The sequence below is a fragment of the Pedobacter sp. FW305-3-2-15-E-R2A2 genome, assembly GCF_038446955.1.
GTDB lineage: Bacteria > Bacteroidota > Bacteroidia > Sphingobacteriales > Sphingobacteriaceae > Pedobacter.
On the sequence record NZ_CP151803.1, the window covers coordinates 4,190,932 to 4,215,002 of the forward strand.

Annotated in this window: 23 protein-coding genes; 9 read left to right on the forward strand and 14 right to left on the reverse strand. The window is 41.0% G+C overall.

Going from position 1 to position 24,071, the window contains the following annotated elements; genetic code table 11:
• Positions 1–78 precede the first annotated feature (78 nt).
• The gene (locus tag AAFF35_RS16700) at positions 79–660 is read left to right on the forward strand and encodes a TetR/AcrR family transcriptional regulator (protein ID WP_342327666.1); all 582 of its coding nucleotides are present in this window, start codon (positions 79–81) and stop codon (positions 658–660) included.
• A gap of 48 nt (positions 661–708) precedes the next feature.
• Positions 709–1,500, forward strand: coding sequence for an SDR family oxidoreductase (locus AAFF35_RS16705; RefSeq protein WP_342327667.1), 792 nt, complete (start codon positions 709–711; stop codon positions 1,498–1,500).
• 180 nt (positions 1,501–1,680) lie between these two features.
• Here the strand turns inward: AAFF35_RS16705 and AAFF35_RS16710 are convergent, their stop codons facing one another.
• A complete protein-coding gene (locus AAFF35_RS16710) occupies positions 1,681–2,877 on the reverse strand; it encodes an alginate lyase family protein (protein ID WP_342327668.1) in 1,197 nt (398 codons plus the stop codon).
• A gap of 104 nt (positions 2,878–2,981) precedes the next feature.
• On the reverse strand, positions 2,982–5,846 hold the full coding sequence (locus AAFF35_RS16715; RefSeq protein WP_342327669.1) for a sugar-binding domain-containing protein: 2,865 nt from the start codon (positions 5,844–5,846) through the stop codon (positions 2,982–2,984).
• Between the two features lie 194 nt (positions 5,847–6,040).
• On the opposite strand from AAFF35_RS16715, the gene AAFF35_RS16720 reads away from it, so the two are divergent.
• The gene (locus AAFF35_RS16720; RefSeq protein WP_342327670.1) at positions 6,041–8,269 is read left to right on the forward strand and encodes an alpha-L-fucosidase; all 2,229 of its coding nucleotides are present in this window, start codon (positions 6,041–6,043) and stop codon (positions 8,267–8,269) included.
• Positions 8,270–8,309: 40 nt separating this feature from the next.
• Here AAFF35_RS16720 and AAFF35_RS16725 read toward each other — a convergent pair whose 3' ends face one another.
• From AAFF35_RS16725 to AAFF35_RS16740, 4 genes are all read right to left on the reverse strand, one after another.
• Positions 8,310–8,630, reverse strand: a complete 321-nt coding sequence (locus AAFF35_RS16725; protein WP_342327671.1) for a hypothetical protein — start codon at positions 8,628–8,630, stop codon at positions 8,310–8,312.
• Positions 8,631–8,795: 165 nt separating this feature from the next.
• Positions 8,796–9,569: a GDSL-type esterase/lipase family protein gene (locus tag AAFF35_RS16730; protein ID WP_342327672.1), complete on the reverse strand. Its 774-nt coding sequence runs from the start codon at positions 9,567–9,569 to the stop codon at positions 8,796–8,798.
• Positions 9,570–9,648: 79 nt separating this feature from the next.
• A complete protein-coding gene (locus tag AAFF35_RS16735) occupies positions 9,649–9,867 on the reverse strand; it encodes a hypothetical protein (RefSeq protein ID WP_342327673.1) in 219 nt (72 codons plus the stop codon).
• Positions 9,868–9,877: 10 nt separating this feature from the next.
• Positions 9,878–10,897: a hypothetical protein gene (locus AAFF35_RS16740; RefSeq protein ID WP_342327674.1), complete on the reverse strand. Its 1,020-nt coding sequence runs from the start codon at positions 10,895–10,897 to the stop codon at positions 9,878–9,880.
• Positions 10,898–11,124: 227 nt separating this feature from the next.
• Here AAFF35_RS16740 and AAFF35_RS16745 point away from each other — a divergent pair, with 227 nt between their 5' ends.
• Positions 11,125–12,198, forward strand: coding sequence for a histidine kinase (locus AAFF35_RS16745; RefSeq protein WP_342327675.1), 1,074 nt, complete (start codon positions 11,125–11,127; stop codon positions 12,196–12,198).
• Positions 12,195–12,929, forward strand: coding sequence for a LytTR family DNA-binding domain-containing protein (locus tag AAFF35_RS16750; protein WP_342327676.1), 735 nt, complete (start codon positions 12,195–12,197; stop codon positions 12,927–12,929). The genes AAFF35_RS16745 and AAFF35_RS16750 overlap by 4 nt, the downstream gene beginning before the upstream one ends.
• Here AAFF35_RS16750 and AAFF35_RS16755 read toward each other — a convergent pair.
• Entirely contained in the window at positions 12,926–13,438 is a 513-nt protein-coding gene (locus AAFF35_RS16755) for a DUF2199 domain-containing protein (RefSeq protein ID WP_342327677.1), read from the reverse strand. The two genes, AAFF35_RS16750 and AAFF35_RS16755, sit on opposite strands and share 4 nt — an antisense overlap.
• Before the next feature lie 435 nt (positions 13,439–13,873).
• Between AAFF35_RS16755 and AAFF35_RS16760 the strand changes: the two genes are divergently transcribed.
• Positions 13,874–14,128: a helix-turn-helix transcriptional regulator gene (locus AAFF35_RS16760; protein WP_342327678.1), complete on the forward strand. Its 255-nt coding sequence runs from the start codon at positions 13,874–13,876 to the stop codon at positions 14,126–14,128.
• A gap of 10 nt (positions 14,129–14,138) precedes the next feature.
• Here AAFF35_RS16760 and AAFF35_RS16765 read toward each other — a convergent pair whose 3' ends face one another.
• From AAFF35_RS16765 to AAFF35_RS16775, 3 genes are all read right to left on the reverse strand, one after another.
• Positions 14,139–14,360 carry a hypothetical protein gene (locus tag AAFF35_RS16765; RefSeq protein ID WP_342327679.1) on the reverse strand — a complete coding sequence of 74 codons (222 nt, stop codon included), beginning with the start codon at positions 14,358–14,360 and terminating at the stop codon, positions 14,139–14,141.
• 25 nt (positions 14,361–14,385) lie between these two features.
• Entirely contained in the window at positions 14,386–15,198 is an 813-nt protein-coding gene (locus tag AAFF35_RS16770; protein WP_342327680.1) for an endonuclease/exonuclease/phosphatase family protein, read from the reverse strand.
• Between the two features lie 126 nt (positions 15,199–15,324).
• Positions 15,325–15,945: a response regulator gene (locus AAFF35_RS16775; protein ID WP_342327681.1), complete on the reverse strand. Its 621-nt coding sequence runs from the start codon at positions 15,943–15,945 to the stop codon at positions 15,325–15,327.
• Positions 15,946–16,116: 171 nt separating this feature from the next.
• Here AAFF35_RS16775 and AAFF35_RS16780 point away from each other — a divergent pair, with 171 nt between their 5' ends.
• Positions 16,117–16,998, forward strand: coding sequence for a hypothetical protein (locus AAFF35_RS16780; RefSeq protein WP_342327682.1), 882 nt, complete (start codon positions 16,117–16,119; stop codon positions 16,996–16,998).
• 88 nt (positions 16,999–17,086) lie between these two features.
• A complete protein-coding gene (locus AAFF35_RS16785) occupies positions 17,087–18,601 on the forward strand; it encodes a PAS domain S-box protein (RefSeq protein WP_342327683.1) in 1,515 nt (504 codons plus the stop codon).
• A gap of 68 nt (positions 18,602–18,669) precedes the next feature.
• Here the strand turns inward: AAFF35_RS16785 and AAFF35_RS16790 are convergent, their stop codons facing one another.
• The 4 genes from AAFF35_RS16790 to AAFF35_RS16805 all read right to left on the reverse strand — a co-directional run bounded on the left by AAFF35_RS16790 (position 18,670) and on the right by AAFF35_RS16805 (position 22,509).
• On the reverse strand, positions 18,670–19,422 hold the full coding sequence (locus AAFF35_RS16790) for a LytTR family DNA-binding domain-containing protein (protein WP_342327684.1): 753 nt from the start codon (positions 19,420–19,422) through the stop codon (positions 18,670–18,672).
• A complete protein-coding gene (locus AAFF35_RS16795; RefSeq protein ID WP_342327685.1) occupies positions 19,423–20,832 on the reverse strand; it encodes a histidine kinase in 1,410 nt (469 codons plus the stop codon).
• Positions 20,833–20,878: 46 nt separating this feature from the next.
• Complete coding sequence (locus tag AAFF35_RS16800) at positions 20,879–22,159, reverse strand: TlpA disulfide reductase family protein (protein ID WP_342327686.1); 1,281 nt, start codon at positions 22,157–22,159, stop codon at positions 20,879–20,881.
• Positions 22,160–22,263: 104 nt separating this feature from the next.
• A complete protein-coding gene (locus tag AAFF35_RS16805; RefSeq protein ID WP_342327687.1) occupies positions 22,264–22,509 on the reverse strand; it encodes a helix-turn-helix transcriptional regulator in 246 nt (81 codons plus the stop codon).
• A gap of 233 nt (positions 22,510–22,742) precedes the next feature.
• Here AAFF35_RS16805 and AAFF35_RS16810 point away from each other — a divergent pair, with 233 nt between their 5' ends.
• Entirely contained in the window at positions 22,743–24,059 is a 1,317-nt protein-coding gene (locus AAFF35_RS16810; protein ID WP_342327689.1) for a redoxin domain-containing protein, read from the forward strand.
• The last annotated feature ends 12 nt before the right edge of the window (positions 24,060–24,071 follow it).

Here is a 24,071-nt window from a genome sequence, read left to right on the forward strand (position 1 = left end):
CTTATTGATTTTCACAGATATTGATCAGGTTACCGAAAATAAACCTACTTTTGTATCGATCAATACAAAAGTAAAAATATGAAAGGAAGACCCATACTATTTGAGAGCGAAAATGCAGTAGAAAGTGCACAAGGACTCTTTTGGGAAAAAGGTTATACGGCCAGTTCCCTCTCCGATCTCCTGACTGCCACCGGCATGGGCAGCGGTAGCTTTTACAACACATTCAAGGGCGGTAAAAAAGAGCTGTTTAAAAAAGCCCTGCTGCAACGAAGAGCAGCATTCAACAAGTTTAAGGAAGAACTAGATAAACAGGAGTCACCAATTGAATTGATCAAAGATTTCTTCAGAAGTACGGCAACAACCGATATTTCCGGGCATCTTAAAGGTTGTATCATTGCCAATACCATCGTAGAAATGACCTTTCTAGAGCAGGATCTTTTAGAAGAAGCAACAGCCATTATGAAAGATACGGAAACGATGTATACCGCAGCTATAAAAAAAGGGCAGGAAGATGGTTTGATCAAAAACCAAACCGATCCAGCGATACTGGGTAGATATCTCATCACATTTTGGGCTGGACTCAATGTACTAAGGAGAATTTATCCTGAGCCTGAAATATTGCTTGAACAGATTGAACTTCAACTCAAAGTGATCAGCTGAGCCAGCTCGGCTTCCGATAATTTTCAGACAAAAATCAGATACATTCCAATGAATTTAAATTTAGAATCGAAGACCGCTTTTATCAGTGGTTCTACGCAGGGCATCGGCTTTGCCATCGCAAAACAATTATTAACAGAAGGATCAAACGTAATTATTAACGGGCGTTCCCAGGAAAAAATAGACAAAGCTATTGAAAAGCTGAAACAAGTTTCAGATAAAGCTTGGGTTTCGGGGATTGCAGCAGACTTTTCGAAGCCCGGTGAAGTTCAGGATCTGATTGCTGCTTTGCCGGATATCGATATCCTGATCAATAATGTAGGGGTTTTTGAACTCAAAAGCTTTGAATCCATTACAGACGCCGACTGGATGAGCTTTTTCGAAATAAATGTCATGAGCGGTGTGCGATTGTCGAGGGCCCTATTGCCCAAAATGCGCTTACGCGGCTGGGGAAGAGTGATCTTCATCAGCAGTGAATCCGGGATTAACATCCCAGAAAATATGATTCATTATGGAATGACCAAAACAGCGATGGTTGCCATAGCCAATGGGCTCGCCAAGCTAACCAAAGGCACACAGGTGACTGTAAACTCCATATTAGGGGGGCCAACCTATTCAGATGGTGTTGCCAATGCCATAGCAGATATTGCAACTTCGCAAAATCAAGATGTGGAAAGCCTGAAATCTTATATATCCGGTACCACAAATCCGACTTCCCTCCTGCAACGTTTTATAGAGCCGGAGGAAATTGCTAACCTGGTCACTTATCTCTCAAGTCCTCGCTCCCTGGCAACTAATGGAGCCAGCTTACGGGCGGATGGCGGTGTGTTGAACACAATTTAGCAGGTAGGAAGAGGCGCCGGTAAACCCACCATTGTTGCTCACAATGGTGGGTAAAGGACTTACACTGATCACAACCAAAGATGCTGCCATTGGCTTTGAATTGTATTTTGATGTAAACCAGGGACGTTAAATGTAAACCAACGGCTAAATATTTGAGAAAACACCTCGCATGATCAGCGATTAATTGAGGTTTTGCAACGGATTCTTTATAGGATGCGCTTCTAAAAACGCGTTAAAAGAAATGTCAGGATAGGCAACAGCAGCTTCCTGAGCGATCCGACTAAATGTGCCATAACTAAAGGGGTCTATTTGGTCATAGCGCCATGCTTTCTCCTTTAAAGCATAGGGCATCAGCCAGGCAATAGCTGTTTTAATGCCTTTGCCATCATAAGTTTGCTCATGCCAAAGATCAATGTTTATCCGCTTGGCCATTATCGCCAGCTTACACCAGCCCAAAAGGTTCATATTGGAATATCCCCATGAATTGGTGCGTACCAGTTCTAAAGGCTGTAAACCATCGGTCGTAAATTGCTGATCGATCCTCAAAATGGTAGATGTTTTCAGCGTCCGGGCGGCTAAGGCCTCATTACCGGTAAACAGCGCATAATTCACCACCTGTAAATCATAATAAGTACCATGATTATTAATCTGGGCGCGTTCTGATTTGCCATTTTTACTGGTTTGCAGCCAGTTTAAATATTGCTTATACCAATGTTTTATGCCCTTCACTAAACCGGAGTTTATATTTTTACTGGATTGAAGAATAGCCAGCATATCCGGAATGCTGGTTAAGCCGGCGGTTTCAATAATGCCAATACCCCGTCCGTCATTAAGCCCCGGAATATACTGCGCATAATTTAAGTTAGGATTCATACGGGTATCCGAGGCAATAAACCAGACTTCCAGTAAACTTTTAACTTTTTCTGCATATTTCTCGTTGCCGGTAAAGTAATATGCCAAGGTTAATTGCCGTACATGATGGCACATTTTACCCATTTGACTTCCATCATGCAATAAATAGATCTCAGGATTACGGAGACCATCTTTACGGATGTAAGGCCTGCCCTCTTTTTTTGAGGGGTCTGCCCACCAATAAGGTGCCTGACTAATGTAATCATGCTTATTACCACTTGAAGCTAGTTTGGTTTTATGAAAGGTAACAGAGTAAGGCCCGGTGGCGAGTAAACTATCGGCGTTGACGATCAACTCATTAACCTGTGTTACCATAGTCGCATCCTTGCGTTGATATTGCTGTTTACAATTCAGCAATGTTTGCTCATCAAGCAGTATAAAAACAGTTTTATTGGTTTTACGCTGAGCAAAACCGGTGAAACTTAAGAATAAGAGTGTAGATAAAATGGCAAGTTTATAGCTCATAGTATTGCTTGATGCAATGTGCCGATAAGCTTTTATCGATTAATCATTCAAATCTGCAAAATACTCAACCATATTGTCGTTTTTTAACTGGTATAAACACCTTGTTATTCATTTATCAATTGCTGAATCTTCGTCAAATCAACCGTATGTCCCGGCTTAAATGCTGCTCCGTTCATGTATTGCTCCAGGCTGTAGCGCAGTTGGCGGGCTTCCGGACGATTGTCCTGATCAGTCAGCAGGTCGATAGCAGAAACCAGTAATTTACCTTTTCCTACATTACATTCAAACACCAAACCCAGCGGACGCGCCGTTACCCAGTCGTCGATAACCCTTACAATTGGTTTTATGTCTTTTCCTATAGCGCTAAGCATAATTGCATTTGAATGTGTCATTGCGTCCCACCATTGCCAATTGGAATGGTACTGCGTAGGAAACTCCGCCAATGCAGGATGTTTAGGATCACATAAGATCCCCATCGTTGTTGGAGGCTGACTTTTAGTCCATGCCGTATTCCAGAATATCGTAGAAAATCCGATTTTAATATCCCCTCCCATTTCTGGCTTAACCGATCCTTTTTTTAGCGTGAGTAATACCTTGCCTCCCTGATTTAACGTTTCAATCGCTTTAGCATCTAATGCCTGGGTGATCATGATCTCTTTGGGAGTTTCTGAATGTTCCTTTGGATAAACAAAGATGTCCCATGTATTGGTATGGTTTAATATCGTTGCCTTTAAAATGACACGCTGTGCTTTTTTAATGGCTCCGAGCGACTGCCGGATGGTTCCTAGTTTTATCGCATTTCCCATCGCAATCGCCTCATTCTTAAAGCTTCCATTAAATAATCTGATTCCACTTTCAGACTCGACGCTCCAGCTTACGACCTCTTTTATAGGCGCATCACTAAAGTTGGCGATTTCCAATGGCACATTTAATTCTTCATTGTTGGTATAGATCATCTTCGGCAGCCTTGCCAGAAGTACTACAGGCGCACAAAACCGGCGATATTCTGCAGCATTAATATAAGGTTTCGGCTCCCAGAACGGATCTAATACCCCTACTAATGCTGTTCCCTGGCCAGGGAAATCATTTAAACCCAACAGCTGAAAACCAGCAAATCCGGGAGTACGCAATGCTGCTTCAATATCCGCCTTATAACACAGTGCCTGCAACTTTCCTGAAGCCATAAAAAAGCTATCAGCCAACATAGAAAGGCCATTTTCCTGCAATTTATCTCTGAAGATCTCGAAGTTCTTTGGCTTCAGGACCCCATCGTATTTTTTGATTTCCCTGAAATTCGGATATACACACCACTGACCGATTTCATGACTAACCGTAGGCTGTTTCCAGTTGGAGATCATCTTAGCAAAATCATAATCTGACCGCGGTGCTTCCTTATTGATAATGCTCGTCAGGCCCTGTCCCCAGCCCTGAATTCTTGGTTCTGGCATATTGTTATAATCACTAACGTCATTTTGTGGCCAGCCTGCAGCAGTGGTATACATTCTCCTCGAATCTTTTGCCTTCCAGTAATTGACAAAATCAACAAGATATTTGACCATATCTTTTCCTCCGGGCTCATTTCCATAAGTCATCATTACAAAAGAGGGATGGTTGCCATAGGCTTTAACCATTTTTTCGCTTTCCTCATAGATGTATTTATCTAAAGGTAAGCCATCACCAATTGAAGCGCCATTCCCGCCATTTGCCCAGGCGGCGGATTCGACCTGCAAAAACAGACCAAGGCGGTCGGCCGCAGTAAAAGCGGCTTCCGGCGGGCACCAGGAGTGAAATCTGATATGGTTTAATCCGTGGGCCTTTGCCGTACTAAAGATCTTCATCCAGCTGGCTACATCGGTTGGAGGATAACCGGTTTTAGGAAAAGAAGCACAATCCAGGGCACCACGCAAAAAGGTTAGCTTGCCATTGATGGTAAACTGCGTGCCTTTAGCTTTGAATTCGCGCATTCCAAAGGAGATGCTTTTACGGTCTGATTCTCCCTGTTTTTGCGGATCAAGACTGACCTGCATTTTATATAAGTTGGGATGAAACTCATTCCATAGCAATGGATCATCTCCCATGGAATAGACCATTTCGATCGCATTTTCCTTTTCAGAAAGCAGTAATTTCCGGCTTAAAGATTTTCCTTTTGCTGCCCCCTTTTTGTCAAGGATGGCCGATAAGCTTAAAGAGACTTCTTTAGGAGTACCTGTTGTATTGTTCAACTGAACCTTTACAAGCACTTGTTTATTTTTAATGTCGGGATAAAGCTGTACATCAGAAATAAAGACTTTTGACCTGGCTTTGAGACTCAGCTCTCCCACCATTCCGTTCCAGTTGGTCTGGGTATGATCACTCACACTATGGGCGTTTTCCCCCATGTTAAAGCTCTTTATCCTGTTGTCTACCCTAATTGTTAAGCGGTGTTTCCCTGCCTGTAATTGACTCCCAATCTCAAATATTTGTGCTGTCCCCAGACTGTTTTCCATTCCAATCTGGACATCATCCAACCATACTGTCGTTTCCCAATGGCTTCTTTCGATAAAGAGCTGTATAGATTTGTTTTTCCAGGAACCGGGGATATTCACTGTTTTCTGGTACCAGGCGGCACCTTTGTAATACTTTTCCGGTTGCAGCCAGAAGGGAATTTTAACATTCCCTGGTTGTCTGTATTTCGCATATTCACTCTTGGTAAACCAGGATTTATCAAGGATCTCACCCGTCCATGGTGTATTTACAGTAATTTCATTGCCCTTTCCATTCGTAGTCATTGATCCCGGAAGCTTTATTTGCTCCTTTAACTGCAGATTGTACCATTTGTCGGCAATTCCTTGATCAAGCGAGTCGATTTGAAAAGCCCAGATTCCGGAAAGGTTAATATGTGAATCATTTTTATACTGTGCGGCGGCTGTAAACACGAACAGAGCCCCTATTAAAAGTGACTGAATTAATTGTGCAAGGAATTTTTTCATACATCTGGTTGGTTGGCAATACAACAAACTTATTAATGACAAGCACTTTGCACAATAGACAATCTTATGCAAAGGATGGACTTTCTCATTAACCACAGCAAACAAATAGTCGGATTTGTACAAGAAAAAGTCCAGTTAAGTCAAATTTTTATGCGGTTTGCTTTCGTACATTTGATTTCAACCAAATTATCCGAATGAAAAAAATATTTATCAGCGTCCTCTCCGGCGCAATATTTTATTTAAATGTACATGCACAAAAAAGTGCGATCACCCTACAAAATACAATTCCGGTAACAGCAAATGACACCAAAGCCTCGATTATCGCAAAAGCGGTCCATGTAGTACCCACCGCTAATCAGCTTGCTGCCTTAAAAAACGAGTTTATTGCCTTTATACATTTTGGGCCTAATACTTTTACCCGCATGGAATGGGGAAATGGCAAGGAGGATCCAAAAATATTCGATTTAAAGGAATTGCACACCGATCAGTGGTGCCAATCGATGAAATCAGCAGGGATGAAAATGGTCATCCTGACCGCAAAACACCATGACGGATTTGTACTTTGGCAAAGCCGCTATACCAGTCATGGGATAATGTCGACAGGTTTTCAGCATGGTAAAGGAGATATTGTGAAAGCGCTATCCGCTTCCTGTAAAAAATATGGTTTAAAATTAGGTATTTACCTGTCTCCAGCAGATCTCTTCCAGATTGAGAGTCCCAGCGGCTTATACGGTAATTTAAGTGAAGTTAACAAACGTACCATTCCAAGAATGGTTGCTGGCAGGCCCTTTGCCAACAAAACCAAATTTGAGTTTGAGGTAGATGACTATAATGAGTATTTTCTTAACCAGCTCTTTGAACTCTTAACAGAATATGGTCCGATTGATGAAGTCTGGTTTGATGGCGCTCACCCGAAAACAAAAGGTGGTCAGAAATACAACTATGCTGCCTGGAAAAAACTAATTCATACTTTGGCACCTAAGGCGGTTATTTTTGGCAAAGAAGATATCCGTTGGTGCGGTAATGAAGCTGGTAGAACGCGAAATACGGAATGGAATATTATTCCCTATCCTGAAAACCCCAATACTGCAACCGATTTTCCGGACTTAACCGAGGAATCCCTGGGCACCAGAAATGAGTTGTATAAAGGAAAATATTTACATTATCAGCAGGCGGAAACAAATACGTCCATACGCGAAGGCTGGTTTTACCGGGATGATGAACGACAAAAAGTACGCAGTACCGATGATGTTTTTGACATTTACGAAAGAGCTGTTGGCGGCAATTCTACCTTCTTACTCAACATTCCGCCAAACCGGGAAGGCAAATTCTCTCCGGAGGATGTAAAAGTCCTGACCGAAGTAGGTAAACGCATTCAGGAAACTTATGGTAAAAATTTGTTCGCTGCTGCAAAAGGTCCAAAACAAATTCTGGATAAAAACTTAAATACCTACCTGTTGCTCACAAAGCCAGAAAACAGTATAGAAATTGCGACCGGTAGCCCCGTTACCATCAACAGAATTGTTATACAGGAGGCCATTGCCACTCATAGTGAACGGGTGGAAGAACATATCCTTGAAGCCTGGCTTGAAAATAAGTGGCAGAAAATTGCTGCTGCAACGAATATTGGATATAAGCGCATATTGCGTTTCCCAGAAGTAACCGCTTCAAGATTCAGACTAAAAGTATTGTCATCCAGGGCCACTCCTGCAATTGCAACAATTGAGGGACATTATTACCGGTCAAAACCACCTCAACTTCAATTCGACAGAGACCTAAACGGTCTTGTGACCATATCGCCAAAAAAACATGAATTTGGATGGAACCCACATGGACAGGATGCTACAGGAAACCTGAGTACCGGTACTCAAATTTATTACACGACCAACGGTACAGCACCCTCTTCCGCTTCAAAAAAATACACCGCCCCTATCCTGGTCCTTAATGCTGAGCTTAAAGCCATCGCCATTGCCAATCATGATAAAGGAAGTGTTGCCAAAGAAACATTTGGCCTGCTACAGAAAAACTGGAAACTATTGACTGCGGGGAGCGAATCAAATAAAGGAACCATGGCTTTTGATGCAAATAAAGAGACTTATTGGCAAGCGGAATTTAACGATGATGCACATCCGATGGCTATAGATTTAGGTGCCGTACACAAATTAACAGCCTTCATTTATACGCCTCCCAAAGCTTTTTTTGATGGCATGATTGAAAAGGGAATCATCCAGATCAGCAAGGATGGTAAAAACTGGGAGGATATAGAAAGTTTCGAATTTGGCAATCTGATTAACGATCCAACCGCCAGAACACACTATTTTAAAAATGAAATATCAACCAGATATGTGAAACTTAAACCCATAGCAATTGCTGGAAATAAAAAGTCAACAGCAATTGCAGAACTGGATTTTTTGGAAAAATAACCAACAAAAAGCCCCATTGACATGGGGCTTTTTGTTGGTTTTATTCTTCGTAGACATCCACCGTGAGGCCATATACCTGATCAGGTCCACTGTCCATTTCGACCGTGCAAATCACGTCGTACATGCCACGTTTAGAGAACGTGATGTCAATTGCGGTATCCCAGGCCGGCCAGATCAATGCACCGCCGCTTGGTCCTACAACCGACCAGGTATAAGAAATTGCTCCGGGAATCTCATCGATGTAATAACCATAAGAATCACCGTTATTATATACCGGAGTACTGGGAGAGTTTGCTTTTACCTGCGCATGGATACTGGTACAGACAAAAGACAGGAAAAGAATAAATAGTAACTTTTTCATAGTTGCTGGGTTTAATTTTCCTTAAAGCTAACTTTTACCGTACTTTTTGAAGTCATGCAAATTGGCCGAATAATCAGTGATCTTACCCTGCAAGATGCCTTGTCCTGATATTGGTTAAAACCAGACATCCTCTAAGACTTTGCATAGCAGAAAAGAGGCTGAAAATTATTTAATTGCATTCAAAATTCCTTTTACCCAAAATTCAGCTAAGGCTTTAGACCCTTCCGCGTTGGGATGCAAATAAAAAGTACCATGCTTGCCCTCCTCGGCTTTAAACAATTGTTTAGGGTTCTTTTGAAAGAAACTGAACACCGCTTTGTTGCCTAAATAAACCTGGTTTGGATGACTAATTTTATGCGCCGCAGATATGGCTTCGATTTCTGAGAAGTAACTGCTTAACCGATCAAGTCCTTCCTGCATGTATCCCGCGTTATTGTGGGTATTTGGACTGTACCAAAGCGGATATTGGAGCACAAATTTGGCATCAGGGTATTTTTTAATCAAAGCGTTGATTAGGGCATTCAAATTGTCTTTATACTGAGTCGCCTGAACAGGGGAACCGTTTGGTCCAAACATGGCACTATCATTTGTGCCCAGCATGATAGAGAACAACAAAGTGGCTGTTTTATCTTGTGCAAAGATATCGGCTGCCTCCACTACTTTTGGAAAATCAATATTGTTCGTTGGCAGAAAATCTACGGTGGTGTGTCCGCTAAACCCTTTATTACTAAAATTCAGGGAGCTAATGTCTTTACGATGTCTCAACAACTCCGCCACATAGATTGGTGTAGCTTCAGTTTTTGGATCGGGTAAAGCGCCACCCTCGGTAATGCTATCGCCAATAAAAACAATATTTAGTTTTTGTGCTTTTTTTCCTGAGAAAGAAGTCAGCACAAAGAACAACAGCAAACAGGTGTAATTAGCGATATTTTTCATCATTTTTAAAGGTTGATCAATTTGAATTAGGAAAATCTAATATAAGACTAATAAGGGATAAGAAAACTTCCAATCCCCCAACTCACCAATCAAAAGGAAGGTAAACGCAATTGAAGCCGTTATACTGGAGTAAAATGATAATGTCTTCCACATCGAAGACATCTCCCTCCACCCGGAGAATTCTATCTTCATCCTCCTTATCAACCGAAACGGTGAATCCTTGATATGCTCCTGATAACAGTTCAATGATTTTCATCGCATCTGTAGGGAATTCCGCATTTGTTTTAAAAACTGCAACCATATTTTTTTGTTTATCGTTTCTTTCCAAAAAAGGAAAATGGGTTAAAGGAAACACCTACATTGAAGTAGAATGACGGATCTGGTTTGATTTCATATACAGGATCTCCAAACGAACTTTCCTTCTTAAAAATTCTACCGTTGGGGCTTAATTTCATTCCCGACTTTGCAGTCAGCATCAGGTACTTCCCTATCGCATGTTCATAGACCATTCCCGGGTTGATGTCCAGTTGCCGGTATTCATATTTTTGCCGGGTACCGTCTAAATTGTACATATAAAAATTCGTTTGATCGAGTTCCATACCTACAGACAATCTGCCATTCCGCTTGAAAACGAATTTTCTGAGGTACATGCTTCTGGGCAATACGATATCTGCAATCAGTCCATTATCAAATTTATGCTCATAAGAGAATGTGGGGATGGCGGGAATCTGAGCAGCGGGGTCAATATTAACCATAAATCCAACAGTCATCCTTGTCTTTTGATTCGCTTTTAAAAGCATTGTGGCCAAGAATATTCCCTTAACCCGTTCCACATATTTATCACTCCCGTCGACCATAATCGTTGAAGAATAAAACGTACGCTTTTTGAATAATGTAGAAAAATAGGTAAAGCTGACTGCTGAAAAAAGATAATGAAAATCATCTTTGAAAATGGTATTTTCAATCGTCCCGGGATGTACGATTTCTGTCTCCACAGAGGTCCCTTTGTAGCCTGCTGTTGCCCCCAGCAGCCATGATTTTCTTTTAATAAAATTGAAATTAGCGCTCATTTTTATCTGCTGAAACTTCCTGACTTTGCTATCCGGAAGTTTATCATTTCCTTGTTCAGATGTATAGCTGTATGGCGCAGTATTGGAAAATTCGAAATTTAAGGGTCGCGTGACGGCAAAATTGTCTGCGACAACTGCAACCAGCCGTTTAGGTAAATTCAAGGTGTCTTTTTTGACCTTTGGTATGCTATCCGTACTTTGGGAAAGACAGTCGACCGATAATACCAACATACTCAATGTGGCAATTGTTCTTGATATCATATTCATCGTTTATTTTAAAAATTGAATCCTGAAAGCGTACAATTCCCGTTAAAACACAGCGCAAAAGAATGTATAATCTTAGCCCGTATTTTTGTTTTTATACGAAAGCAGCTACATTTTATACTAAATTGATGCGAGCTGATTTTTGATATAAGAAAAACAGGGTTTGGTATAATTTACCAACCATAGGCAACGATTTGTACTACCTTTGGATTGACAAAAATCAGATGAAAGAAGACCTGGAAATCAAGAATAACAGACTACAGCAGCTGATCGTGGATAAGCCCTGCAGTTTCTTCCGTCATGCGCTCCTCTTGTTCATTACACTTGTGGTCATCTTTTATTCTAACTGGCAGTATGAATATTCAGGGGCTTTAAAATACTACAGACTGTTCTTTGTCTTTACAGTATTGATCACGATGTGCTATATCAACATGTATGTACTCGTTCCGTTGTTCTTCTTCAAAGCAAAGTATATATCCTATTTTGCCTCGCTATCGCTACTGGCAATTTTATGCCTGCGGCTGATGAGATATCTGTTGCATTCCGTGCTCGGTCCCACCAAATTTTTAACACACATCCGTTTTGAAGCAGACAAAGGGATATATGAAGGTTTTATCATTCTGGTTCCCATCATACTAGTGACCACAATGATTAAGTTATTTCAACGCTGGACCAGAGATAATGAACGAATTGGGGAGCTGAAAAACATTGCCCTGAGAATGGAACTTAACGAGTTAAAAAATCAAATCAACCCGCATTTTCTGTTCAACATGTTGAATGGTATAAAGGCATTGGTACGCAGCGATCCTGAAAAGGCGAACCTGATCATTATGAAACTTTCAGAGTTCCTCAGATACCAGATCTACGAGAATAATGAGGCGAAAACACCATTAAAATCGGAAATCACCTTTCTATCCAACTTCCTTAGTCTGGAAATGCTGCGAAGGGATCAATTATCCATCGAAATTAAAACTCCCGAAAAACCAGGGGTATTGAACGGTGTTTATGTTCCCCCTAATTTGTTTACCACTTTTGTAGAAAATGCAGTGAAACATAGCGCTGATATTAGCGACGGAGCATCTTTTATCCACATCAACATCGCGATTTTGGGAAATCAGCTTCATTTCTGTTGTACAAATTCAAAAGACCCGGAATTTATAGCCTCAGATAAAAAAAACAGCGGACTGGGCCTTGCAAACATTAAACGCAGATTAGAACTACTCTATCAGGAAGATCATTCTTTAACGATAGATGCGACTAAGAATCAGTTTACCATCACCTTAATTGTACCTATATGAACGCTATCCTTGTAGATGATGAACCTTTAGCCAGACAGGAAATGCAGGCGCTGATCAAAGAGGTAAGCAATATTGAAATTTTAGGCGCATTTTCTAATGCCCGGGCAGCACTTGATTTTCTAAGCACAAATGAAATAGATCTGATTTTTTTGGACATCGAAATGCCTATGGTCTCCGGAATTGAGTTTGCCAGATTATTACCCACCCCAACGTTGGTCATCTTTACCACCGCATACCCTCAGTATGCTTTGAAGAGCTATGAACTGGATGCCATTGACTACCTCCTTAAACCTGTAGATAAATTCAGGCTGGATAAAGCGATAAAAAAGGCCGAGGCATACAAAAAGCTGCTGCTAAATCATCCCGAACAAAACACCCTTGAAGGAAATACAGCAGATTTTCTTTTGATTAAATCAGAACGGAGATTTCACCGGATTAAATACAAAGACATCAGGTTTATAGAAGGCCTGAAGGATTATGTGGTCATCCATATGGCCAATCAAAAGCTGATCACTGCAATGAATCTAAAAACTTTCCACCAAAAAATCCCACAGGACCTGTTTATACGGGTAAGCAAATCCTACATTGTAAACAAAAATGTCATAGAATCTTTTGACCACCACAACATTTATCTAAATGGAAATGAGCTACCCTTGGGTGAATTTTATAAAAAAGATTTCTTCCACTTATTTTCAGGAGGAATAATTTCTGTCGACAAAGACGTCAGCTAAAGCAATAGCGCAGCAATCCTGCGTTCGGCCTCTTTCAATGAAATTCCTGCATAATAATCCTGAACAAATGGATGGTTAGGATCTTCATGAGGAATCACATCAGGACGTTGATTGCCTTTTCTCGTTTCCACATTCATTGGAATTGAACCACTGAAATCATAGTCAGGAAGCCAGTTTGACAACCAGCCGAAGTAAACAACCTCATGATTTTCATTGTTAAAATTATCACTGTAATCCAGAAAACTCGTTTCACTCAGTGAAACCCATACGCCATAATCCAGCCCCTCACAGCTTCCGATTACTTTTTGAGTCAAGGTGACCCGTATAAAAAAGTCAATCCGATCCGGATATTCAATAACGCAAAAGTCTTCATTGAGTTCTGTTTGTCCGTATCGTTTTTCCTCCTCACTGAGCGAACCATAACTGGAAGGATATGGAAAAGCCAATGCAGGCCATTCGTAATGTTCTTTGCCGCATGATGGACAAATGAAAGTGTTTAAAGCATTCATAGTAGCACCAAAATTAGAATAAATCCCCTAACTCCAGGAAAACGATCTGAATTTGATTGTTTCAATAAAGCCTAAAACACAACAGCCTCAGATTGCGCTGAAGCTGTTGTGTTTTAGGGGCATCTAATTTATAATCAGGGGAGATTATTATTTAAATTGCTCATTTAGAAAGTCTTTCAAATTTTTTCCATAATAATAACTTCAAGTGAATGGGTCATTAAATATAAAAAAAAAGTATAGGGAATACAAATATATCACATAATAGTGAATTAATTTAAAAAAATATCTATGCAAAAAGAAATTGCTGTAGATAGATCAGGCTGTAAGCCCCTGCCCTTCGTTCTGTGATCATAAAAGTAATATCATTAGATTTGCCGTTCAATGAATAAATGGGTTGAAATACCCGGAATACTTTAAACAATTACAAAAAAAGAAATGGAAGAGAACGATTTTGTCTCCATCTGGCTGGAAGAAAGCGGAAACCCCGCTATAGAGGAATTAGCGCAGCTGAATCTGGACGTTGCCAGTAAAACTGAAAAAACGTTAGCCGATAAAGGCCTTTCCCCAAATGACCTTGCGGTCTCCCTGGACATCAATCCAGATGAAATTAACAGGTGGCTGACTGGCAGACATACTTTCAGTGCAAAGATCATCAAAGAAATCTCCGGTACACTGGAATTTAAAAATTGAAAGCCTGATATTAATAACAGATCTTACAAGCGCGGTACTTGTATTTACGGATCGCATCTGACTTACTGACTTTCAAAACTTTGCGGTTGCAAGCCTGAATTCCCTTGCAACCATCCTTGGACTTATGATAGGCAACTGCCGTAGGACTGGTACAAATATACACCTGCGGGGTATCCGGTTTTTTATCCATGCTGAGCTGCATTAGCAACACTAAGTGTAAGAGTATTTTCATGATCGATTATATTAATATATAAATTTTATAATTGGTAGATCGCAAAGATCGGAATGTGGTCAGAGATCTTGCGCGACTGTGCAAGATCTGGCAGCAACCGATAAAAATGAACAATTCCGGCCGCCTTTAGCAACATCTTTGCCGGCCTATAGTAAAAGTTATCAAATTCTGATGCCAGACAATCCCCATTCAGACAACGCTGGCGTAAAGTAGTTTTCTGTCCGACGAATACCGGGACATAGCCCATTGACCTCAGGGGATTGAATACACTGTGCGACTGCGGCAGATTAAAATCACCGCAAAATACCAGCTGATCTTCAGGATAAAGTGCCGGCAGGAATTTGAAATACTTCAGTTCACGTTCCGGCTGCTGAGATTTGGTAATCGCATGGTAGTTGACCAGTGTCAGGGTCTGATTCCCCAGTCGGAACCTCCCATAAAATGGCTCCCGCTCAATCTCTGCCCCATACTGATGCTCCAGCCAGCCCTTGCCTACCCTACTGACTCTCGCACTTTTCCACAGAAAAGCATAGCGTTCTGCCTTATGCCGGGAGTCTCCGGAAGTTACTCCACTCACCTCATACTCCCATTTTGTTCCCTTCCTGTTCAGTTCATCGGCCAATCTGGCAATCGCCTGCGATCCTCCGGGGCCTGCAACGACCTCCTGGACCGCCACGATGTCGTAAGCGGAAAGCGTTTCGGCGATTATCCCTATCACGACCTCAGTTTTGGACTTGCCCATATCTTTGAGGTTCCAGGAAACAACGCTCAGGCTGCCCTGAGCCAACACACTCAGATTGACAATAAGAAAAAACAGGATGAGTATTCGTTGTTTCATACTATAGATTTAATGTTACCTTCTCAAAATTATCGCCTCTTCTGCGTTTTTCCTTACGGGAAACCATAAGCCGGATATGATCTGAAAACACTTTTGAAGGAAAGGAAATAAGGGCAAAATGGAAAATCAGATCAGCCCGTTATCTTTACAGTAGGCGACCAGTTGTTCATTCTTAGAAAATCCCAGCTCATCCTTCATTATTTTTAAACGTTTTTCTACACTGCTCAACTTTGAAGGAGTAATATTGTTGGCCTCAAGATAAGCAGGGATATTCTTTTGCAAAGTTCCGGAGGAAAGCTGCGAGATAATGGCAATATCGAGTGGTGTAAAATCATGTGCTTTTTTCTTCCTGATCACCTCTCTGAGCTGAGGCGGCATATAACGCATGCCCTTTGAAATCTCTTCAATGGCCTGCTTTAGATTCTTCGCATCATGTCTCGCCTTGCAGACATAGGCATCTATACCCAGCTCAGTAAAAAGCCGCCCGACCGGAATGAATCTGTTCTCTACAGAAAACACCAGCACTTTTAGTGTCGGTTGAAGTGCCTTGGCTGCGCGAATCAGATCAGCTCCTCCCGACAAACGCTGTTCACGGTGATCCGGTTCAAAAGAGAGATCAGTGATCAGCAGATCGAATGGATTGCCACTCTCTTTGGCTTTCCTCAAAAACATCAATGCATCATCACAGTAATAAGTGTATGCTGTGTCGGTTATGCCCAGCTGTTCCGCGGTCATAGTCAGGGACATACTAATCATTTCTTGGTCTTCAACTATAAGTACTTTTTTGAACATGGTTAATGATATTAATGTATCCGGAATGCTGGCAAATGTAATCCATCTCAGAACTCAATCCATACGGTTTCCCGTAGCGCGGGCATTGCTTGTTTTTCTTACATTGCAGCCTTCAACGCATCAGAAATGTTCAAGGACTATAAAGATCTTGTCGTAAGAAGTTATAAGGAAAAGCTTGCAGCGGAAAAACTTTCCTATAATCTCGCCGATCCTACCCCGGCAAAACTTAGGAACGAATGTCTGTTCGTCTATACTTCCAGGTACGATAAAAAGAGAGATAGTAAGACACTCGAGGCTTTTTTTGAAAAACCAGACGAACATGGCGATTACCATTCAATCATTTACAACTTTAAAGTATCGCGATTCAGGCCCCTGGCCCAGTTTCTGCGTGATCCAAACAGGGAACCCAATGCGTTCAACATAGAGCTCTTAGCCTGGCTGATAGATTACCAGCCCAGACCCTTTAGATATGCCTATCAGGTAAACCAAGATGACGATCCGGAACCAGATCCTCCAACAGAACCAGAACCTTCAACAGAGCCGGCACCCCCGGCAAAACCAGAACATCCAACAAAACCAAGACCTCCAGCACCAGTCTGGAAAGAACGAATCAAAAAACATCAGAAAGAAACTGCAGTGGTTCTTCTTTTGCTCGGACTTACCCTGTTCCTATTGCTGAAGATGCCGCCGAAAAAGCAGTGTATGTACTGGTCTGGAGACCGGTATGAAGCGGTAGATTGTAATCAGCAGTTATTTGGGGTTCAGAGCATCGCGTTAGACACCTTTAAACTTAATCATTTTAAAAAAATAACAAAGCCGGACACCATGACGGCTTATTCCGTTGGAAAGGTTTGGTGTGTACAGATCGGGGACGTTCCCGATTGTTTCACTACCGACGGCAATCATCCCTTATATCCGGGCAGGGAGCTGAAAAAATTATCCTTACCCATATTAAGAAAATACTTCGGGGCTAAATTGACCGATAGCCTACAAGATCAATCAAATTGACCGCTTGAAAAGCTTGCTTATCATCATATTTGGAAACTGTAGAAAGACATAATAGGGTAAATTATGTACTTTTACCTAAATATAATGCATGAACCACTCCATGGAAACGATCCAACATCTCCGCGACAAAATAGCTCAATATGAAATTCGGGAAAAGGAAATGGCAATTCGTCTTGAAGAGTTGACTGATTTTATCGAAAATGCCTCCATCCCACTCCATTGGGTAGATGGACAAGGTATAATTATTTGGGCAAATCAGGCAGAACTAGATGCATTGGGATATACTAAAGAAGAATATATCGGCGCTCCGATCAGCAGTTTCCATGCGGACCCAGAAACCATTGGTGACATCCTTAAAAGGCTAGTCAATAATGAAACACTCCAGAACTATAAAGCCAAGCTCAAATGTAAAGATGGCAGTATCAAGCATGTACTGATCAGCTCGAACGTGCGAAGGAAGGATGGCAAATTCGTTCACACCCGTTGTTTTACAAGAGATATTACCGAAATAGTGAAGGAACAGGAACGTAAAACAGAACTGATCCGCATGCTGGAAGAGAGTGAAATGCAATTGCGCATGGCAACTGACATTGTGGAATCCTCCTATGATGCAATTATCAGTAAAAAGCTCGACAATACCATCACCAGCTGGAACAGCTCTGCTGAAGAGATGTTTGGTTACACCGCTGAAGAGATCATCAATAAATCAACATTATTACTGCTGCCTGAAGACCTGGTAGAAGAAGAGCAAGAAATACTTGCCAGGCTTAAAAGAGGTGAAAGACTGACACATTTTGAGACCAGGCGGATTACCAAAGAAAGAAAAGTTCTTGATGTTTCCTTAACGATGTCGCCCATAGTCGATGCCAGTGGTCACATTACAGGTATCTCTAAAATCATACGCGATATCACTGAAAAAAAGCTGGAAGAGCAACGCAAAAATGATTTTGTTGCTATGGTTAGTCATGAATTGAAGACTCCGCTTACCTCCATTCTTTCCTACATCCAGCTCCTGCTTTCAAAGGTTAAAAAAACGGATGATTCATTTGGGATACAGATGCTCACAAGAACCGAAATCCAGGCTAAACGAATGGTAAATATGATCAATGATTTCCTGAATGTCGCCAGACTGGAGGAAGCAAAGGTTCATCTTTCCAACTCTGAATTTGAGTTGACTGCCCTCTTGCAAGAAATCATACACGAGATACAAGTCACAAATACGAGCCATCACATCGAATCTGATTGTTGTGAAGCGATGCTATATGGAGATCGCGACAAAATCGGGCAGGTATTTACAAACCTGATTAGTAATGCTATTAAATATTCTCCAATCGGAAGTACCATTCTCATCCGCTGTGAACTGGTGGAAGGCGCAGTGAAAGTATCCGTTAAAGACGAAGGCGTTGGGATCAGCAGTAAAGATCAGGAGAAACTTTTCGAGCGGTTCTACAGAGTTGATGATGAAAGGATAAAAAATGTATCAGGCTTCGGCATCGGCCTATACCTTGTTTCAGAAATACTGCGTTATCATAACACCAAAATAGAGGTGCAAAGCAGTATCGGAGCCGGTTCCATCTTTTTCTTTACCTTACCGCTTCGCTAAAATTCAAACTCATTATTTCTCATTTCCCCCCTCTTATTGTCTTGCCTGACCAGGGGGAAATACGCGGATTACAATTTTAACAAGGCTTTGACCGAACTCTTTTTCTGTTTTGAAATGGGAATTTTCTGGCTGCTGTAGTCCATAATCAGGTATCCGGAATCTTCATTTAGAATACTCGTTACATGCGCTTTATTTACCAAATGTGACTGGTGACAACGAATAAAACCATAAGGACTCAGCAATTCATCATACTCATATAAGGGTTTTGAGATCAGATGTTCCGTTCCATTGGTTAAAAAAAACGTGGTATAATTATTTGAAGAGCTGCAGCGCACAATGTCCCTTACCGGAACCAAATAAGTTTCTTTCATCGTGGGCAGTGCAATTTTTTGCTGCTCATCCGGTAATTTCCGGTCTAACAGCTTGAAGAGATTGTTTAGTCGCAGGTGATGTCTTTTGACATTGACCGATTGAGCTATTTTGTCTACCGTACTTTTGAGCTCTTCTATATTTATAGGCTTCAACAGGTAGTCAAGTGCCGAGAACTTAACGGCCATGATGCCATAGGCGTCATAAGCTGTCACAAAAACAACATCAAAACCGGGGTCTTTTATCGACCTTAAAAGGTCAAAACCATTCTTTCCAGGCATGTCAATATCAAGAAAGACCACATCCGGCGCTAATTCCAGGATATGTTCTTTTGCCTCATCTGCACTTAATGCTGTGGCTACGACCTCAATATTTTGGCAGTGACGGGCAAGTAAAGCTTGCAGGTTATCTATATTGATGCGTTCATCATCGACTAATATTGCAGTTATCATTTAATTATTGATCCAATTGTGAAATGTTAAAATGGCTTCTGTTCCGGATTGTTTATTGAAATCAAGCACAATTGCCTGTTCTTCCATCAGCTTATTAATGGTCAGGATTCTTTCTGCAGTTAAAGAAAGACCATAACCTGAATCCGGCTTTTTATCCAGCCAGGTTCCATTGTCTTTCACTACAATTACAAAAGTATTCTTTTTCTCCCCTTCCCTGCAAATGATCAGTAATCGCCCTTTATCACCAATGCGGGAAAGGCCATGTTTAATTGCGTTCTCGATCAGGGGCTGTACGAGCAAGGTCGGTATTTCTATATCGGATGTATTGAGCTCCGCAGCGACCTCAATATCCCAGGAAAAATTGAAGCGCAACGCTTCTAAGTTTACATACATGCGCATCATTTCCAGTTCCTGATCAAGGCTATTAAAAACATCTTTACTTTTAGCCAGCGTTTTCCTCAGTAAAAGACTGAACTCCTGCAAATAATGATTGGCCTCCTCAATGCGATCTGTGTTCATCAGTCCCTGAATAGAGCTGAGTGCATTAAAGGTAAAATGTGGGTTTAGCAGGGATTGCAGCCGGATCGCCGCTTCTTCCATTTTTTGCTGCTCCTTTTGTGATGACTTGATCCTGTTTTTTAAACCTCTGGTGATCAATAGAAAACCAAGAACTACAATTACGAACAGGAATAGGATATAGCTGATCGCAGATTGATACCAATAAGGTTTTACATGAATGTAAGTGACCTGTTGGCTTTCCTTTTGAACGACATAGTTGACCCTCAATTCATAATCTGTATTCGCCATCAGCTTTAAGGAGTCGAAGCCTGTTTTCCCTACTCCCCGTTGGGATCTTTTGGTCTTTAAGTTGACCAATGTATATTCCACCTCCATATCCTTAAAATCATTCCTTTCGGAAATGCCTAATGTTATTTCCCCGGCTGAAGTGCTGAGCTCCTCGGAATGATCGCCGGAAGAGGAAATATAGAAAGGAATCCGGCTGTTTTTTTCCTGATGGCAGAACCTGATTTCAGGAATTAATTTCGGCCTTTTGATGACATACCTGCTCAGAACGGCATCATTCTTTCTGTCCAGGACATCAATAGAAAATTCCTGATTGGGATAGATATAAGCCTCGAAACTACCCTCCCGGATTTTAGTTTCTTTTGTGTTGTTCTTTTCTGAAAGTTTATGGCTCAATTTATCGAATGCAGCGGTGGTATGGACGCGAATAAAGCCACCCGATGTATAAACGTTAATCTGCTTTCCTTGTCCGGTTTCCTTAACCTGACTTCCCGGCAGCCCTGCTGCTTCAAAACGCAGATATGATTTTTCTGGCGCATGAACTTGCTGACCATAGGCACTTTGAACGCAGAACACAAGAAATAAAATAAAGGGAAATAAGTTCATATGCCTTTCTTAAACTACTAATATAAAGTTAATATCATTTGGCTGCTTATTGTGCCCCGGCAATAGCGATCATTGCTTCCAGCTCGTTGATCAGTTCAGTATCTGATGAATATCCTTTGGTTGAAAACCTGAGTTTACCCTTTGCGTCGATGACCATTTTGGCGGGGATCCCATCAACTTTATAAGCGGATGCCACCTGAAATACTTTCGGATGCTGATCTAAAGGCTGATCCATCAACACATTGCCCGGGAACTTATGCTGTTTAATGTAGGATCTTACCCGTTCTGCGGCACCGTTTCCCTCCTCCCGGGTAGCCACAAACAGGAAGACAACTTCCGGGTGCGCCTTACTGATTTTTTCCATTGCCGGCATGGAAGCAATACAAGGATTGCACCAGGTAGCCCAGAAGTCAAGCACAACAATCTTCCCTTTTAGACCAGCAAGTGTTACACGGTTTCCATGGAGGTCTGACAGGCTGAAATTGGGGGCTTCCAGGTTGGCCATCATTTTCTTGGCGACCTCAATTTTGTAGGTGTTACTGATATTTCTTTGAATAGAATCCAACAAGATGGAAGCCCTTTCGCTTCCCATCCTGTTTATACACAAATTCCTGAATTGACGACTCATGTCTAAGTTTGATTTTCCAACCCGGGCCATTTTCAGCAATATTTCATATGCTTTATCTTCCTGCCTCTGTGACGCTAACAGCGTGGTATAAAGGGCTATTGAGGAGGAGGTCGCCTCTTCCATATCGATGTCTTTTAATGCTTTTTCTTCAAACAACAATGCGGTTTTATCATCGCCATTTGCATGAAGAATTGTGGCATACGTCTCATAATACGGATATGCAGCCATTCTCATAAACCTTTTCCAGTCATCCAGAGGAAAATTGTCTGGCCGGGCCAAGGGGTCGTCCTTATAAGCATCGTACAGTTCGACGGTCCTTTGCGCCAGAACTTGTGCGTAATCCATGTTTACTTTAGCAGCAAGTAATTCAGCCGTTGCAAGGTTCAAATAAGAAGTCTGATTAAACTTGTTGCTGATCAAAGCGATATAGGTTTCAAATTTTGGAAATTCGGCAACTTTGAGAAAGGAAATTGCCACCTGGCCTTTTAGCATATCAATATCCTCCGCATTTCTGACGGAATCAAGCTTGTAATCCCTGATGATACTGTGTAGTGATACCACATTTTTTTCCGGGTTTGTTTCTTTAGCCATCAATTGAATCCGGCTTTGCATGGTTTGGCTGGTTTGTGCTTTTGCATTCCATGAGAGGCCAAAGAACATACTCAATAATAAGGTGCTGATCGTTTTCTTTTTTAACATGGGGGCAAAATTAAGCCCCGACACAGGCAAAAGAAAGGCAAACTGTGAGCACAGCATGTCTGACTGTGAATTCGGTAATCGGTATGGATAAAATCAAACATATGTTATAAAATAGATTCTTTTGGCAAAAAATCTTGCGGAGACATCCCAAAATGATCCGCCAATTTCGCAATATGAGTAAGATTGTATTTTGCTCTGCTTTTTGGACTCTCTACATTCGTAATAAATGTTCTCCCCACATTTAATATCGCAGCTATGTCTTGCTGATTGAGCTTTTTTTGCCCCCTTAATTTGATTACATAATCAATCACAAACTGATCAATAGGAGTTATTTCATTTTTTTCGTTCATCGTACAGTAAAGGAATAAAAAATAAATAATCAAAAAGCCATACACCTATGGCGAATTCTCTATATATTCAACAATAATAAACTTTAAAGATACAATTCAAATTCAATTACGTTAATTATTTAATTATAATCCCTTTTTAAACTTGCCAAATGGCAAATCAATAAAATCAGGGAATTGATTAACGAACACAAAAACACCCACAAAAATTCTTTTATAAATTAAAATCAATCACGATGAACAAATTAATGATATGCATCGCCATGGCCATGCATTGCCTTTTTTTCAAGGCAGAAGCGCAGACTGCAGACACACTGAAATACAGTATTAAACCTTTAAAAATCGGTGATCAGATTCCTGAAGCATTATGGAATATGCCTTTAAAAGTCGTAAACCATCCGGAAGGGAAAGAGACGGTTACGCTGAACGATTACAGAGGGAAATTAATCATTCTGGACTTTTGGGCAACATGGTGTTTCTCCTGTGTGGTTACGATGCCAAAACTACATCATGTAGCACAACAGTTTAAAGACAAAATAATTATACTTCCTATAGCATACGAGGAGAAAAATAAGATAGGATCTTTTATTAAAACAAATCAAACGCTCTCCCCTTTGAATTTATCAAGCGTCTATGCAGATAACTTACTTAGAAAGACATTTCCTCATCGCATCCTCCCTCACTGTACCTGGATATCTGCCGACGGCAGGGTAATCACAGAAAGTTTATCAGATGAGGTAACGGTTAAAAATGTCCAGCTTGCATTAGACAATAACCCTTCCTCCATCAGTAAGAAAATAGACCTGGATCCTAAAATCCCTGTTTTGCTAAGAAATGATTTGCTAAGCAATTTAGATCTAAAAAGCTATGGAATTCTTTTCAAAGGGTATTACGACGGGTTAGGATCAGGGAAAGACGACCTTAAAACTAAAAAAGGTGTGCTAACTGGTAAAACGATTAGTAACCTTCCACTTATTGAAATATATACTCATGCGATCAGCTATCTGATGCCTTCACATGAAGATGCTTATGATCCTAAACGATTGGTGATAAAAGTTAAGGACAAATCCAAATTGATCAGGGATTATGGCCAACCCGACAGCTTATTTCCAAAAAGCAATTTTTACACCTATTCCATGGTAATACCACCCAATAAAATTAACAAGTTCTATTCTTATATGCTGGACGATCTAAACAGATGCTCCGGTTATTATGGGAAAATCGAAAAGAGAAAGGCAAAATGTCTGATTTTAAAAAGAACCAGCCGCAAGGATAAAATTAGCACAAAAGGTGGAAAGCCGTTTAACACCTTATTTTCAAACCCCAGATCGAGATTGCAAAATCTTTCTCTTTCTTCACTAGCAGCTTGCATTAATGCGCTTGATATCATTAAAGTTCCGGTTTTGAATGAAACAGGCTATACTGCTAAGATAGATATCGATCTCTCCGGCAATCCGGATTTTCCAACACTAAAAAAGGAACTGAGAACATTTGACCTCGAATTAATCGAAGCCGTTAGGGAGATCGATTTCTTCGTCATAACAGATCAATAAAAAGCAAAATAT

Excerpts from the sequence above, each read along its gene's own strand:
- AAFF35_RS16810 (WP_342327689.1), top strand. The coding sequence starts at position 22,743 with ATGAACAAATTAATGATATGCATCGCCATGGCCATGCATTGCCTTTTT.
- AAFF35_RS16720 (WP_342327670.1), top strand. The coding sequence starts at position 6,041 with ATGAAAAAAATATTTATCAGCGTCCTCTCCGGCGCAATATTTTATTTA.
- AAFF35_RS16745 (WP_342327675.1), top strand. The coding sequence starts at position 11,125 with ATGAAAGAAGACCTGGAAATCAAGAATAACAGACTACAGCAGCTGATC.
- AAFF35_RS16750 (WP_342327676.1), top strand. The coding sequence starts at position 12,195 with ATGAACGCTATCCTTGTAGATGATGAACCTTTAGCCAGACAGGAAATG.
- AAFF35_RS16725 (WP_342327671.1), bottom strand. The coding sequence starts at position 8,630 with ATGAAAAAGTTACTATTTATTCTTTTCCTGTCTTTTGTCTGTACCAGT.
- AAFF35_RS16775 (WP_342327681.1), bottom strand. The coding sequence starts at position 15,945 with ATGTCCCTGACTATGACCGCGGAACAGCTGGGCATAACCGACACAGCA.
- AAFF35_RS16765 (WP_342327679.1), bottom strand. The coding sequence starts at position 14,360 with ATGAAAATACTCTTACACTTAGTGTTGCTAATGCAGCTCAGCATGGAT.
- AAFF35_RS16735 (WP_342327673.1), bottom strand. The coding sequence starts at position 9,867 with ATGGTTGCAGTTTTTAAAACAAATGCGGAATTCCCTACAGATGCGATG.
- AAFF35_RS16785 (WP_342327683.1), top strand. The coding sequence starts at position 17,087 with ATGAACCACTCCATGGAAACGATCCAACATCTCCGCGACAAAATAGCT.
- AAFF35_RS16800 (WP_342327686.1), bottom strand. The coding sequence starts at position 22,159 with ATGTTAAAAAAGAAAACGATCAGCACCTTATTATTGAGTATGTTCTTT.
- AAFF35_RS16755 (WP_342327677.1), bottom strand. The coding sequence starts at position 13,438 with ATGAATGCTTTAAACACTTTCATTTGTCCATCATGCGGCAAAGAACAT.
- AAFF35_RS16730 (WP_342327672.1), bottom strand. The coding sequence starts at position 9,569 with ATGATGAAAAATATCGCTAATTACACCTGTTTGCTGTTGTTCTTTGTG.
- AAFF35_RS16740 (WP_342327674.1), bottom strand. The coding sequence starts at position 10,897 with ATGATATCAAGAACAATTGCCACATTGAGTATGTTGGTATTATCGGTC.
- AAFF35_RS16780 (WP_342327682.1), top strand. The coding sequence starts at position 16,117 with ATGTTCAAGGACTATAAAGATCTTGTCGTAAGAAGTTATAAGGAAAAG.
- AAFF35_RS16795 (WP_342327685.1), bottom strand. The coding sequence starts at position 20,832 with ATGAACTTATTTCCCTTTATTTTATTTCTTGTGTTCTGCGTTCAAAGT.
- AAFF35_RS16770 (WP_342327680.1), bottom strand. The coding sequence starts at position 15,198 with ATGAAACAACGAATACTCATCCTGTTTTTTCTTATTGTCAATCTGAGT.
- AAFF35_RS16790 (WP_342327684.1), bottom strand. The coding sequence starts at position 19,422 with ATGATAACTGCAATATTAGTCGATGATGAACGCATCAATATAGATAAC.
- AAFF35_RS16715 (WP_342327669.1), bottom strand. The coding sequence starts at position 5,846 with ATGAAAAAATTCCTTGCACAATTAATTCAGTCACTTTTAATAGGGGCT.
- AAFF35_RS16710 (WP_342327668.1), bottom strand. The coding sequence starts at position 2,877 with ATGAGCTATAAACTTGCCATTTTATCTACACTCTTATTCTTAAGTTTC.
- AAFF35_RS16760 (WP_342327678.1), top strand. The coding sequence starts at position 13,874 with ATGGAAGAGAACGATTTTGTCTCCATCTGGCTGGAAGAAAGCGGAAAC.
- AAFF35_RS16700 (WP_342327666.1), top strand. The coding sequence starts at position 79 with ATGAAAGGAAGACCCATACTATTTGAGAGCGAAAATGCAGTAGAAAGT.
- AAFF35_RS16705 (WP_342327667.1), top strand. The coding sequence starts at position 709 with ATGAATTTAAATTTAGAATCGAAGACCGCTTTTATCAGTGGTTCTACG.
- AAFF35_RS16805 (WP_342327687.1), bottom strand. The coding sequence starts at position 22,509 with ATGAACGAAAAAAATGAAATAACTCCTATTGATCAGTTTGTGATTGAT.